This window comes from Sphingomonas citricola (assembly GCF_019429535.1).
GTDB classification, from domain to species: Bacteria; Pseudomonadota; Alphaproteobacteria; order Sphingomonadales; family Sphingomonadaceae; genus Sphingomonas; species Sphingomonas citricola.
Genome location: NZ_JAHXZM010000007.1, coordinates 51239 through 64905, shown reverse-complemented (window position 1 = coordinate 64905; position 13667 = coordinate 51239). Strand labels below are relative to the sequence as shown.

Here is a 13667-nt window from a genome sequence, read left to right as displayed (position 1 = left end):
CCCACGGTCGCTTCCCCGCCGCGCGTCGGCCGGGAGGCGACCGATCAATCGGCGCGCATCGCCTGCGCGATCCCCTCGCGCTCGTTCGCGCGCGCGGTTTCGCCGACCTCGTGATCGCGCGAGACCGCCGCCGGCGTGTAGACCGGCGCATCCATCCCGCTGACATAGGCTTCGTCGGTCACCTCGACCGTCGCGCCCAATTGGGTGATCTCGAACAGCTTCTTGGCAAAGGCAGTCGGCAGCCGGATGCACCCGTGCGACGCGGGGAAGCCGGGGTTGGCGCCCGCGTGCAGCGCGACCCCGTCCCACGTCAGCCGCTGCATGTACGGCATTGGCGCATTGTCGTAGCGGTTGGAGAAATGCCGCGCGTTCTTTTGCAGGATCGTGAAGCTGCCCGTCGGCGTGTCGTTGCCCGCCTTGCCGGTCGACACGGTGGAGGCCGCGACCAGCGTCTCGCCGCGAAAGACGTAGGCGCGCTGATCGGGGATCGAAATCAGGATGCTGACCGGCCCGGTCGCCTGATCGTCGCTCCACAAATACCGGTTGGGCGCGAGCGAGGCAGCGGCCTCGGTCAACGCCAGACCGTCCATCACGCGCGCCTGCACGGGGTACGAGAAGCATGCGCCGGCAAGCACCGGCGCGGCCAGCAACAGGGCGCGTCGCAGCATGATCGTGGTCCTCAGGTTGTCTGTTCGCCGGTTCCCGGCAGCGTCGTCGTGGTTGATAACTCGTTACCGCGATTTTGGTGCCGCGCCGATGAATCGTGTGGATTCCGCGCCAGAATGTCAGAACACGCGCCTAAGATGCGGAAAAGATTGCAGATCATTAAGCCGAATCATGGTACCAAGCGGACCTACCTGATAAGGATGATCCGACGAAATGCAGTTGACGCGTGAACCGATGCCATCGCGGCGCGCCTTGTTGAAGACGGGCAGCCTGTTTGCGGGGGCGATGATGATCCCCTCGGCGGTGTCGGCCAGCATGCGTCGCGCGCCCGAATCGTTGCTCCCGAACGGCTTGTACGAGGGGCACAGCGCTGGCGGCTTCACTGCCGATTCGTTCCCGGCCGACAGCGCCAACAGCCTCGGCACCGTTCGCCCGACGCTGATGCGCCGCGCGCTCGCCGCGCTCCAGCAGCACGGCAGCAGCGTACAGCGCCACGACCGCATCGCGATCGCCGATTTCGCGACCTCGTCGGGCACGCCGCGCTTCCACCTCGTCAACCTCGAGGACGGCCGTACCTCCTCGAAGCTCGTCGCGCACGGCTCGGGCTCGGATCCCGCGCACACCGGCTATCTGCAGCGTTTCTCGAACGCCAATGGCTCGAACGCGTCGTGCGAGGGCGCCTTCCTGACGAGCGACTATTACGTCGGCAAGCACGGCAAGTCGCAGCGGCTGATCGGACTCGATCACACCAACAGCAACGCGCTCGATCGCGCGATCGTGGTCCACGCCGCGTGGTACGCCAATCGCGAGATGGTGGCGGAGCGCGGGATGCTGGGTCGCAGCCAGGGCTGCTTTGCGGTGGGCGAGAACGAGCTCGCCGAGGTGTTCGAGCGGCTCGGGCCGGGCCGCATGATCTACGCGGCAAAGGTCTGATCGTCCCCGACGCGTTGGCGCAGTGACGGCGGACCGCCGCCGCGCCGCCCGTTACCTACGTACGCGCCCTGCTCAGCCCGCCGCCAGCCACGGGCGCACCTGACCGATCATCCGGCTCCACGCCAGCCGGTCGACGCGTGCCACGCTCGCGACCGGCCCCGCCGCGATCGCGTCGCGCAGCCCGATCGTCGCGTGCCGCAGCCCGGCGCGCAGGACGTTCGCCCACACCCGCCGCGTCTCGCGCGCGATCAGCCGGCGATCGGTCGCGTCGGCGCGCGTCGTCGCCAGATAGCGCAGCCGCGCGTGATCAAGCAGCGCCGCCAGCCGCCCGAGTGTCGCACCGTCGGGCACCGGCGCACCGTGCATCAGGTGCCGCACAAACAACCGCGCCGCATCGGTCGCCATGCCCCCGAACGTCTCGTGCAATGCCCCCGACAGGACGCGCTCCGCACTCGCCAGCATCACGTCCTCGTACCGCTGCGAACAGCCGTCGGCATGGCTGCGATAGGTGACCAGCGGCTCGTCGATGCGCGCCACCGCCCCGTGCTGCGCGACGCGGTGGTAGAGGTCGAAATCCTCGGCATAGAGCATGTCGGGACGCGTGAACGGGTCGAGCGCACGCGCCACTTCGCCGCGAACCATCACCGATGACCAGACCAGCGGGTTGGAGAAGCGCAACTGCCACCCGACCAGCGCCGGCGTCGTCACCTGCGTATGGCGCGCACGCGTGAGCCCCGTCTCGCTCAGCACCTGCGTCGCGGTTCCCAGCAACGCCACCTCGGGTGCCGCGTCGAGGAACGCGACCTGCCGCGCGAAACGGTCGGGATGGCACAGATCGTCCTGGTCGAGCGCGGCGATATACCGGCCGCGCGCGTGGGTAAGTGCTTGATTGCGCGCGCGAACCGGCCCGCCGTTCCGTGGCAGCGCAACCAGCCGCACGCGTGGATCGTGCCACCCGGCCACCACCGCGCGCGTGTCGTCGGTGGAGCAATCGTCGACGACGATCGCTTCCCACGCGCCCATCGTCTGACGCGAGAGACTGGACAGCGTTTCCTCGATCAGCCGCGCGCCGTTGTACGCGGCCATCACGACGCTGACGACCGGCGCGGGCGTCATCCCGCCGCCCGCCGCGCATCCGCGCCTAGCACCTGATCGACGATCATCATGCCGACGTCGTTCTGCCACAGCCACAGGCCGTTCGCCTGCCCACGAAAGCTTCGTTCGCCACCCAGTGTCCCCCACGGAACGAACCCAGCCGCGAGCCCGATCCCGAACAGCCCCGCGATCGGCATGCCCACGGCATCGAGCACGCGGCAGTGACGATCGACCATCGCGCCGCCGGTATCGGCCGACAGCGTCATCGCCTCGCCCCCGGCAGCGAACACCGGCAGCGCGTGCGGGCGGTAACCCAGCGCCGCAATCACCACGTCGGCCTCCGCCACGATCGCTTGCGCCGCGGCGTCCCCCCCGACGGCGATCCGGTGCAGGCGCACGCGCGGGTCGGGCTCGCGCCCGTCGATCCGCAACATCCGCAGCGCCAGTTCGCGCGCCTCGAGCCGGAACCCCGCGAGGCGATAAACGAACCCCGACACCGGGCAGATGTCGTCCGCGCCGAAATCTCGATATCCTTCCGCCTCGGCCGCCGCGATGGAGGGATAAAACGGCCGCAGCGCGCGGCGATGCAGCAGCGTGATCGCCCCCGCCCCCAGCGGCAGACCGGCACGCAGCAGCGCCGCCACCGTCGTCATCGCGCTGGTCGATCCGCCCACCACCGCGATGCGCGGCGCGCGTACCCCCGCGATTAGATCGGCGACCAGTTGCGTGCCCCCGACGCTCAACACCGCATCCGACTGGATCAACCGCCCGCCCGCGAGCGAGGACAGCGACGCGCCCGCGACCTCCTGCACCGCCAGCCGATCGATCGGTTGATGCCCGCCGGTCGCGATCACGACGTTGCGCGAACGATGATGCGTGATCGCGCCGCTCGTCACGTCCTCGACCATGGTGCACCAGCCGCCGCCGTCCTGCCGCGTCGACAGCGCGCGCCGCCCCGTCAGCACCTGACCACCGTGCGCCGCCACGATCTGCCCCAGCCGGTCGCCCAGCGCATCGAGCATCGGGCCGACCTCGACCAGCGGCACGCCAAGCCCGTCGCGCCGCGCCGCCACCCGCGCGGTCGCGGGATGATCGACCAGCGCCGCGATCTCGGGATGCGGATTGTCCGTCAGCGCGGTCAGGAACGTCTCGGCACTCGAATCGCTCGTGATCGCATATTGCCCCAACCGCCCGCTGCCGAGCGTCGGCCCCGCCTCGATCACCGCCAGTCCGCGCGACAAAGCGGGCAGCACGCCCGCTTTCGCGGCGGCGGTCAACATCGCGGTTCCCGCGGGCCCGCCGCCGACGATCAGGGTGTCGTGACAAGACGCCGCGCGCGCGGGCGCGGCCAATCGCACCGCAGGGACGGCGCGCGCCAGTGCCTCGACCACGGTGCGTGCGTCCGCCGGCGTCATCGCATCGGTCACCGGCAACGACAGCACGCGCGCGGACAGATCGTCGCACACCGGGGTCGGCTCGAGAATCGCAACCTCACGCACCCACGGCTGCTCGCCCAGATGCGGGCTGAAATACGCCCCCGCACCGATCCCCTCGTGCGCCAGCGCCGCGATCACGTTCGCGCGGTCGCAGTCGCGCGGCAGCAGCACGGGGAAGAAGCCATGCGCCTGCGCACCGCCCGATTCCGCCTGCCCTGACTCCGCCTGCACGGTGAAACGCGGATCGAGCGCGGCGCGGTACGTCCGCACCACCGCGTCGCGGCTGGCGCAGGTCGCCGAAAATGTCGCCAGCTTCGCGCGCGCCATCGCCGCCAGCACCTCGGGCAGCTTGGCGTTCAATCCCGGCACCGTCGCGGTGCGCGGGTGCGTGAAACCAAAATTGGCCGCCGCGCGGAGCCGCTCGATCGTGCTCGCGTCACCGCAGTGGATCAGCCCGCCCTCCGCCACCGCGAACGGCTTGGTCGCGTGCATCGAGAAGACAACCGGGAACGGCGAACCCGCGCCGAAATTCACGCCATCGGCGTCAATCGTACCCAGCGACGCCGCCGCATCGACTACCACCGCGACGCCGTGGCGCGCCGCGAGCCAACGATAGCGCTCCAGATCGATCGCGCGACCGAACGTCGCGTACGGCACGATCACCGCGATGCCCGCGCCGTGGCGCTGGAGCAGCCGCTCCTCCTCGCGCGCCGATGCCCCCCAGTCGTTGGGATCAACGTCGCATACCAGCGGGACCAGCCCGGCCCACCACGCCGCCTGTGCGGTCGCGGCAAAGGTGAAGCCCGGCATCATCGCCATGCGCCCGCGCCCCGCCGGCCCGACCGCGTCGGTTAGCGCGATCATCAATCCGTTGGTGGCGTTGTTGACCGCCAGCGTCGCGCCGCGCCCGCCGAACAATTGCGCGGTGACGTCACGCTCCAGCGCACGCGCCTCGGGCCCGTGATTGCTGTAGATGCCGCTCGCCTCGATCCGCGCCAGCGCGTCGGCCATCTGCGACAGGCGCGGCGGATTGGGAACGATCAGCGGCAGGTCCATGCTGCCGCCTTGCGCCCGACCGAACTAACGCGGCGTTACGCGGCGCGCGTCAAATTCTTCCAATTCATACGCGATCGATGCCTCGACCAGCGTTTCCCACATCGCCGCGACCGCGTCGGCGGGCAGCCCTGCCGCAGCCGCGGCCGCGCGCGCCTGCGCGATCACCTGCTGCTTGCGCGCCTCGTCGCGCACCGCGCCGCGCTCGGGCTTGATCCTCGCCGCCGCGTCCATGTAATCGAACCGCCGCCGCAGCAGCGCGACGATCTCGCGGTCGAGCGCATCGACGCCCGCGCGGACCTCCGCCATATTGGTGCATTCGGGTCCGGGCTTGATGCTCATCCTCGTGCCTGTGCCGAGCAGCGGGCGCGCTGTCCAGTTCGACCGCAGCGCGTCATACCGCCAGGCGATCGCGCGACGCGACGCCACCCCGGACTTGACCGCACGCCCTCCCCCCGCTAAGCGCGCGCCTTCGCAATTGCCCCTGCACCCCGGTGAAGCGGTGGGCCTGCCCGTGCCTCAAGGCATCGGGCGGCGCGATGACCGGGAAGAACCCTGCAATCCATCATCCACGATGAAGCGCGGGCCACGTCGTTAGCATTTGCCAAGGATTTGATATGTCGAAGCGTCATAGCGCGAAGCACAAGCTCGATCGCCGTTTGGGCGAGAACATCTGGGGCCGCCCCAAGAGCCCGGTCAACAAGCGCGAGTACGGTCCCGGCCAGCACGGTCAGCGCCGCAAGGGCAAGGTGTCGGACTTCGGCATCCAGCTGCGCGCCAAGCAGAAGCTCAAGGGCTATTACGGCGACGTGACCGAGAAGCAGTTCAAGCACTGCTACGAGGAAGCCGCGCGCATGAAGGGCGACACCTCGCAGAACCTGATCGGCCTGCTCGAGCGTCGCCTCGACATGATCGTCTACCGCGCGAAGTTCGCGCCGACGATCTGGGCCGCGCGCCAGCTCGTCAGCCACGGCCACGTCCGCGTCAACGGCGTGAAGTGCAACATCGCGTCGCGCCGCTGCTACGTCAGCGACGAGATCACGCTGGGTTCGAAGGCGCAGGAAATGGCGCTGGTGCTCGAAGCGCAGCAGCTCGCCGAGCGCGAAGTGCCCGATTACGTCGCACCCGACGGCAACGCCAAGGTGACCTTCATCCGCGTACCGACGCTCGACGAGGTGCCCTATCCGGTGAAGATGGAGCCGAATTTGGTGGTCGAGTTCTACTCGCGTTAAGCGAGTAGCGAACACAAAATTCGGCCGGCCGGCCTCGCCCACGCGAGGACCGACGACGCGGGCTTCGCTCGCGGCGCTCCCCGGCCCGGAAACACGAAAAGGGCGGTCCCGCGGGGCCGCCCTTTCTCGTTCGATCGATCTCACCCGCGCAATGGACAGTCCCGCTGCCGCTTGGCACAAGGCGCGCACTCGCTTGTCGGAGTTTCCATGCGCCTCTTTGCCGCCACCCTCGTCGCCACGCTGACCGCCTCGACCGTGCTCGCACAAACGGCTCCCGCGCCCACCCCCGCCATTCCGGTGCAGACGCTGAAGGACGTGACGCGCGAGCTGTCGTCGGATGCGTACGAGGGCCGCGCACCGACCACCGCGGGCGAAACGAAGACGATCGCCTATCTCGTCAAGCGGATGAAGGCCGCTGGGCTCAAACCCGGCAACGCGGGCAAGTGGACGCAGGACGTGCCGATGGTCGCCAGCACCGCCACCAACGTGCGCCCGATGGTCTTCTCGGGCGGCACGACCCCGCTGTCGCTCGCCTACAAGAGCGACATGGTCGTCGGCACCTACCGCGTCGTGCCATCGGTCAGCATCGCCAACTCGCCCGTCGTGTTCGTCGGTTACGGCGTCAACGCGCCGGAGAAGGGGTGGAACGACTATGCCGGGCTGGACGTGCGCGGGAAGACGGTCGTCATCCTCTCCAACGACCCCGACTGGTCGACGCCCGAGACCAAGGGCACGTTCAACGGGCGCGAGATGACCTATTACGGTCGCTGGACCTACAAGTTCGAGGAGGCCGCCCGCCAGGGCGCCACCGCTGCGATCATCGTCCACGACACCGAACCCGCCGCCTACCCCTGGGCGGTTGTCCAATCGTCATGGACCGGTGAGCAGTACGAACTCGACGCCGCGAACAACCACATGGACCAGAGCCAGGCGATCGGCTGGATGCAGCTCGCCCAGGCCAAGGCGCTGTTCGCCAGCGCCGGCAAGGATTTCGCCGCGCTCTCGCGCGCCGCCGCGACCAAGGGGTTCCGCAGCGTTCCGCTGGGCGTCACCATGTCGGTCGGCTTCGACAACCGGATCAAGAAATCGCTGTCGCACAACGTCATCGGGGTGCTGCCGGGCAAGCCCGCCGCGCAGGGCGGCGCGCCGGACGATTACGTGCTCTATTCCGCGCACTGGGATCACCTCGGCCACTGCGAGCCGGTGAACGGCGACGACATCTGCAACGGCGCGGTCGACAATGCCTCGGGCACCGCGGGGCTGATCGCGCTCGCGGAGACGTTCGCCAAGGCGCCGCGCCCGCGCCGCTCGGTCGCGTTCCTCGCGGTCACCGCCGAGGAATCGGGGCTGCTCGGCAGCGCTTATTATGCCGAGCATCCGGTCTTCCCGCTCGCGCGCACGGTGGGCGGCATCAACATGGACGTGCTGAACGTCAACGGCGCGACGCGCGATTTCGAGATCACGGGTGCGGGCAAGAGCGAGCTCGAGGACATGGTCAAACCGCTGCTCGCCGCGCAGGGACGCCGCATCACGCCCGAGGCGACGCCCGAGAAGGGGCATTATTTCCGCTCCGACCATTTCTCCTTCGCGAAACTCGGCGTGCCGATGCTGGCGGGCGGCAGCGGCGAAGATCTCGTCGACGACGGGCTCGCTGCGGGGAAGGCCGCGGCGGAGGATTACACCGCCAACCGCTATCACAAGCCGCAGGACGAATACCGCCCCGACTGGAACTGGGACGGCGCGGTGCAGGATCTGACGATCTATTATCAGCTCGGCCGCGCACTCGCGGACAGCAACGCCTGGCCCAATTGGTATAAGACCGCCGAGTTCCGCAGCATCCGCGACCGCTCGCGCGCAGGAGCAGCACAATGACCGTCGACACGAACACCGGGCGTACCCCGCCCGCCGAATGGGCACCGCACGCCGCGGTCTGGATCGGCTTCCCGAGCCATCCCGAGCTCTGGCAGGAGGATCTCGATCAGGCGCGCGACGAGGTCGTCGCGTTCGCCGCCGCGGTCCACGCCGACGGTGCGGGCGAAACCGTGATCCTGGTCGCCGCCGACGACGAGGCCGCCGCCGCCGCACGCGAACTCGCCCCCTTCGCGCAGGTCGTCGTGGAGCCCTTCGGCGACATCTGGCTGCGCGATACGGGCGCGATCATTACCGGCGACGGGGTCGCGCACGATTTCGCGTTCAACGGCTGGGGCGGCAAATACGATCTGCCCGGCGACGACGATGTCGGACAACGCCTCGCCGCCGCGCGTGGCCTGTCGGCCGAAACGCACGACTGGGTACTCGAAGGCGGCGCGATCGACGGCGACGGTACCGGGACGGTCGTCACCACCGAGCAATGCCTGCTGAACCCAAACCGCAACCCGTCGCTTTCGCGTGCCGAGATCGAACGCCGCCTGCTCGGCGACCTCGGCTATACCCGCGTCGTCTGGCTCGGCGACGGGCTGCTCAACGACCACACCGACGGCCACGTCGACAATCTCGCGCGCTTCGTCGGCGAAGGGCGCCTGGCACTGCCGCAGGCGGCGGAGAACGACCCGAACTGGCGCGTCTATCAGGACGCCGCCGACCGCGCGCGCGCCGCGGGGCTAGAGGTCGTCCACATCCCCTCGCCCGGCCGCGTGCTGCGCGACGAGGAGGTGATCCCGGCGAGCTACATGAATTTCTACATCGGCAATGCAGCGGTGGTGGTGCCGGTCTACGGCACCGAACACGACGTGGCCGGCGTCGCCGGGGTGCAGGCGCTGTTCCCCAACCGCCGCGCGGTGGGCCTGCGCGCCGACGCGATCCTGACGGGTGGCGGAAGCTTCCACTGCATCAGCCAGCAAATCCCGGCATAGCCGCCTCGGCGAAGCGACGGCGGCAATGAGCGGGGGCGCCCGCGCAACGCCGGGATCGGCTGGCGGGTCGCCCGTAAGGCGATCCCGTCCGACGTCAGGCGGCGGCTTCGCCGTCGCCCCCGCGCCGCGCCGTCCAAGACCGAACGGCGCGGCCGCCCCTCACCGCGTCGGCACCGGGGTCTCGCCCGAATAATCGTAGAAGCCGCGCCCGCTCTTGCGCCCGTACCACCCCGCCTCGACGTATTTGATGAGCAGCGGCGCGGGGCGGAACTTCGGATCGCCCGTCCCTTCGAACAACACGCGCGTGATCTCGAGGCAGGTGTCGAGCCCGATGAAATCGGCGAGCGTCAGCGGCCCCATCGGGTGATTGAGCCCCAATTGGCAGGCGAGATCGATGTCGGGGATCGTCGCCACGCCCTCGCCCAGCGCGAAGCACGCTTCGTTCAGCATCGGCATCAGCACGCGGTTGACGATGAACCCCGGCGCGTCGTTAGCGCGCACCACCTGCTTGCCGAGCTGAGCAGCATAGGTCTCGATCGTCGCGACCGTCTCGTCGCTCGTCGCCAGACCGCGAATGATCTCGATCAGCCCCATCACCGGCACCGGATTGAAAAAGTGGACGCCGATGAAGCGCGCCGGATCGGGCGCCGCCTGCGCCAGTCGCGTGATCGGGATCGACGAGGTGTTGGACGCGAGCACCGCATCCTTGCCCAGCACCGCACCGACGCGCTCGAAGATCTGCCGCTTGATCGCCTCGCGCTCGGTCGCCGCCTCGATCACCAGCGCGCACGGCGCCATCGCGGCCACGTCGCCCACGGGCTCGATCCGCCCGAGCAGCGCGTCGCGCGCCTGCCCGTCGATCTTGCCCTTTTCCACATTGCGCGCCAGCCGCTTGGCGATCCCCGCCTTGCCCGCCTCGGCGCGCGCCTGATCGACGTCGCTCAGGATCACGCGGTACCCCGCCGCCGCCGACACCTGCGCGATGCCCGCGCCCATCTGTCCCGCGCCGATCACGCCAATCGTCTGCATCGCTTCGTTCCTCATCCTCATGGTCGCCGCGCGCTCTAGCCCGCTTTGCCGCCGCCGCGCCACCACGCTATCGGTGCCGACATGCACCCGATCGTTGCCGCCACGCTGATTGCCGCCACCCCCGCCGCCACGCCGTCGGCGGCGACGCCCGGCGCGCTCAAGACCTTTGGCGACTGGGCGGTCGGGTGCGACAACGTCCACCGCTGCACGATCGCCTCGCTCGCACTCGAGACCGCGGCGGGCCCGGGCTACACGGCCCGGATCACGCGCGCGGCGGGACCGGCCGGCGGGTTCGAGCTCGCGTTCGACAATAAAGGCGATGGCCCCGCACCCGCGGCGCTTCGCGTCGGTGCGGCGCGCTACGCCCTCGCCGGCGACGCGCTCGTGGGCAGGCGTGCGCAACAGATCGTCGCCGCGCTCGCCATCGCGCGCGTGGCGACGCTCATCGGCCGCGACGGAAAGCCGCTCGGCACGCTCTCGCTCGCGGGGCTGTCGGCGGCGCTGCGCTACGCTGATGCGGTCCAGCACCGCGTCGATACCGTCACCGCCGCGGTCGCGAAGGGCCGTGCGCCCGCGTCCGCGGTCCCCGCCGCGCCGCCCGTCCCGGTCGTCCACGCGCCCGCGCTCACCGGGGCTCCCGCCCGGTTATCGAAGACGCAGATCACCGCGATGAACCGCACCGCGCGCTGCGACGCGCCACCCAGCGCCGATGTCGACTGGAGCCCTGTCGTGTCGCCCGTCGGCGGCGGAACCTCGCTCGCGGTGGTCCCCTGCTCGGCGGGCGCGTACAACGTGATCGGCGCGTTGTTCGTGATCCGCGGCACCCGCGTCGACCCTGCGCAGACCGACGCCCCCGCCGGGTTCGAGGCGAGCGGCGCCGACCACGAAACCCGCGTCCCGAGTGTCGTCAACGGCTCGGTCGAGAAAGGCATCCTCAACAGCTACGCGAAGGGCCGCGGCCTCGGCGACTGCGGGGTGTCGCAACGCTTCGCATGGGACGGCACGCGCCTGCGCCTGATCGCGCAGGCTGAAATGAGCGAGTGCCGCGGCAATCCCAATCTCATCACCACCTGGACTGCGCGCGTCGAACGCCCCTGACGCAATCGGCAACCGCGACTAGGGCGCGGGTCGCTCCGCCTGCGCTTCGGCCAGGATCACCGCGAACTTGCCCTCGTCGTCGGTCCATTCGCGGATCGGCGTCCACCCGCCGCTGCGCAATAGGATGCGCGCATCGCGCGGGCCGTATTTGTGGCTGTTCTCGGTATGGATCGTCTCGCCCGCCGTGATCTCGAACGCGCGCCCCTCGACTGTGAACGACACGTCCTGCGTCGCCTCCAGGTGCATCTCGATCCGCGCGCGGTCGTCGTTCCAGATCGCGCGGTGGCGGAATGCGTCGACTGGGATCGTCCCGTCCAGCTCGCGGTTGATCCGCTCGAGCACGTTGATGTTGAACGCCGCGGTCACGCCCTGCGCATCGTCGTAGGCGGGGACGAGCACGCCCGGGTCCTTGATCCGGTCCATCCCGATCAACAGCATCGCGCCCTCCCCCAGCGACGCGCGCATCGCGCGCAGCAGGTCGACTGCGGCGAGCGGGATCAGATTGCCGATCGTCGACCCCGGAAAGAACCCCAGCTTGGGCGCGTCCTGGATCGTGTGCGGCAGGTTAAGCGGCCGAGTGAAATCGGCCTCGAACGGCAGCACCAGCAGTTCGGGGAACGCCGCCGACAATGTACGCGAACTCTCGCGCAGGAAATCGCCCGAAATGTCGATCGGCACATAGGCGGACGGCTCGACGCATTTCAGCAGCGTCGGGGTCTTGGTCGACGAACCCGATCCGAATTCCACCACCGCGCGGCCCTTGCCGGTCAGCTGGTGCAGTTCGGGGCACAATCCCTCGAGCAGCGCGACCTCGGTCCGGGTCGGATAATATTCGGGCAGGTCGGTGATGTCCTCGAACAATTCCGACCCGCGGTGGTCGTAGAACCAGCGAGCCGGGATCGCGCGCGGGCGCCGCGCGAGCCCCGCCAGCACGTCGGCGCGGAATTGCGGATCGGCGAGGCTCGCCTGACCGTCCTCGATTTCGGGCTTCAGCATGCTTACAGATCCTTGGCGAGCCGCACGCCGGTGAACTGCCAGCGCTGATGGGGATAGAAGAAATTGCGGTAGCACGCGCGCGCGTGGCCGCGCGGGGTCGCGCAACTGCCGCCGCGCAGCACGAACTGCCCGTTCATGAACTTGCCGTTATATTCGCCGACCGCGCCCTCGACCGCGCGGAAACCGGGATAGGGGCGGTAGGCGCTGCCGGTCCATTCCCACACGTCACCGAAGAACGCCGGGCCCTCCGCCGCCGGACGCGGCTCGACCGCGCCGCCCGTATCCATCTGGTTGCCGCCGCTCGCGTCATGCGCTGCCGCCGCGGCTTCCCACTCGAACTCGGTCGGCAGCCGCGCACCCGCCCAGGTGGCATAGGCATCCGCCTCGTAGAAACTGACGTGCGTCACCGGCGCCGCAGGGTCGACCGCGCGCCGCCCGTCCAGGCCGAAGCGCGTCCAGACACCGTCGCGCTCTTCCCAGTAAAGCGGCGCCTCGACATGTTCGCGCTGCACCCAGCCCCATCCGTCGGACAGCCACAGCCGCGGGTCGCGGTAGCCGCCGTCGGCGATGAATCGCTGCCACTCGCCGTTGGTGACCGTCCGGTCCGCGATCGCGTGCGCGGGGATCAGCGTGCGGTGGCGCGGCCCCTCGCAATCGAACGCGAAGCCCTCGCCACCATGACCCACCTCGACCACGCGCTCCGCACTCTCGATCCAGCCGATCGGCCCCGGCATCGCGACCGGCACCTTGCGCGCCGCGGGCCACACCGCAGGCTCAAGCGGGTTCTCGCTCATCAGGTGCAGCACGTCGGTGACGAGCAATTCCTGATGCTGCTCCTCGTGATGGCAGCCGAGCGCCACCAGCTCGCGCGCATCAGCTGGCAGGTGGTCGAGCGCGTCCAGCAACGCCGAATCCACCGCGGCGCGGTACGCCAGCACCTCGTCCAGCGTCGGGCGCGTCACCATGCCGCGCCGTCCGCGCGCGTGTCGGCGGCCTTCCGCCTCGTAATAACTGTTGAACAGGAACGGGAAGCGTTCGTCGTGCAGCCGGTAATCCGCGACGTGATCGCGCAGGACGAACGTTTCGAAGAACCAGGTCGTGTGCGCCAGGTGCCATTTTGCCGGGCTGGCGTCGTCCATCGACTGCGCCGTGGCATCCGCGTCGGACAAGGGGGCGACCAGCGCCTCGCTCAAGCCGCGCACCGCTGCGAACCGCCGCGCGAGCTCGCCGGCCGTGCCGATTGATTGGCGTTGCGGTTCCATCATCCACTCCCCGCC

Annotated in this window: 12 protein-coding genes; 5 read left to right on the top strand and 7 right to left on the bottom strand. The window is 69.5% G+C overall.

Annotation, left to right across the window (positions count from 1 at the left end):
* Positions 1-44: 44 nt before the first annotated feature.
* Positions 45-668: a L,D-transpeptidase family protein gene (locus KZ810_RS15600; RefSeq protein WP_219770046.1), complete on the bottom strand. Its 624-nt coding sequence runs from the start codon at positions 666-668 to the stop codon at positions 45-47.
* A gap of 211 nt (positions 669-879) precedes the next feature.
* Here KZ810_RS15600 and KZ810_RS15595 point away from each other — a divergent pair, with 211 nt between their 5' ends.
* Positions 880-1599: a murein L,D-transpeptidase catalytic domain family protein gene (locus KZ810_RS15595; RefSeq protein WP_219770045.1), complete on the top strand. Its 720-nt coding sequence runs from the start codon at positions 880-882 to the stop codon at positions 1597-1599.
* A 72-nt stretch (positions 1600-1671) separates the two neighbouring features.
* Here the strand turns inward: KZ810_RS15595 and KZ810_RS15590 are convergent, their stop codons facing one another.
* Genes KZ810_RS15590 through KZ810_RS15580 form a run of 3 tightly spaced genes read right to left on the bottom strand, consistent with a single transcriptional unit; the run spans position 1672 to position 5525 of the window.
* A complete protein-coding gene (locus tag KZ810_RS15590) occupies positions 1672-2715 on the bottom strand; it encodes a glycosyltransferase family 2 protein (RefSeq protein ID WP_219770044.1) in 1044 nt (347 codons plus the stop codon).
* Positions 2712-5186, bottom strand: coding sequence for a DegT/DnrJ/EryC1/StrS family aminotransferase (locus KZ810_RS15585; protein WP_219770043.1), 2475 nt, complete (start codon positions 5184-5186; stop codon positions 2712-2714). The genes KZ810_RS15590 and KZ810_RS15585 overlap by 4 nt, the downstream gene beginning before the upstream one ends.
* A gap of 24 nt (positions 5187-5210) precedes the next feature.
* Positions 5211-5525, bottom strand: a complete 315-nt coding sequence (locus tag KZ810_RS15580; RefSeq protein ID WP_219770042.1) for a chorismate mutase — start codon at positions 5523-5525, stop codon at positions 5211-5213.
* A 275-nt stretch (positions 5526-5800) separates the two neighbouring features.
* On the opposite strand from KZ810_RS15580, the gene rpsD reads away from it, so the two are divergent.
* The 3 genes from rpsD (at position 5801) to KZ810_RS15565 (ending at position 9267) form a co-directional block, all read left to right on the top strand.
* Positions 5801-6415, top strand: coding sequence for a 30S ribosomal protein S4 (gene rpsD / locus KZ810_RS15575; RefSeq protein ID WP_093006254.1), 615 nt, complete (start codon positions 5801-5803; stop codon positions 6413-6415).
* 207 nt (positions 6416-6622) lie between these two features.
* Positions 6623-8287 (top strand): M28 family metallopeptidase, encoded by a 1665-nt coding sequence (locus tag KZ810_RS15570; RefSeq protein WP_219770041.1) that lies wholly within the window; start codon positions 6623-6625, stop codon positions 8285-8287.
* Positions 8284-9267, top strand: a complete 984-nt coding sequence (locus tag KZ810_RS15565; protein ID WP_219770040.1) for an agmatine deiminase family protein — start codon at positions 8284-8286, stop codon at positions 9265-9267. The genes KZ810_RS15570 and KZ810_RS15565 overlap by 4 nt, the downstream gene beginning before the upstream one ends.
* A gap of 159 nt (positions 9268-9426) precedes the next feature.
* Here KZ810_RS15565 and KZ810_RS15560 read toward each other — a convergent pair whose 3' ends face one another.
* Entirely contained in the window at positions 9427-10296 is an 870-nt protein-coding gene (locus KZ810_RS15560) for a 3-hydroxybutyryl-CoA dehydrogenase (protein ID WP_219770039.1), read from the bottom strand.
* Positions 10297-10377: 81 nt separating this feature from the next.
* Between KZ810_RS15560 and KZ810_RS15555 the strand changes: the two genes are divergently transcribed.
* Positions 10378-11394 (top strand): DUF1176 domain-containing protein, encoded by a 1017-nt coding sequence (locus KZ810_RS15555; RefSeq protein WP_219770038.1) that lies wholly within the window; start codon positions 10378-10380, stop codon positions 11392-11394.
* 18 nt (positions 11395-11412) lie between these two features.
* Here the strand turns inward: KZ810_RS15555 and egtD are convergent, their stop codons facing one another.
* Together egtD and egtB are read right to left on the bottom strand one after the other, a co-directional pair.
* Entirely contained in the window at positions 11413-12390 is a 978-nt protein-coding gene (egtD, locus tag KZ810_RS15550) for an L-histidine N(alpha)-methyltransferase (RefSeq protein ID WP_219770037.1), read from the bottom strand.
* Positions 12391-12392: 2 nt separating this feature from the next.
* Entirely contained in the window at positions 12393-13652 is a 1260-nt protein-coding gene (gene egtB / locus KZ810_RS15545) for an ergothioneine biosynthesis protein EgtB (RefSeq protein ID WP_219770036.1), read from the bottom strand.
* Between the last annotated feature and the right edge of the window lie 15 nt (positions 13653-13667).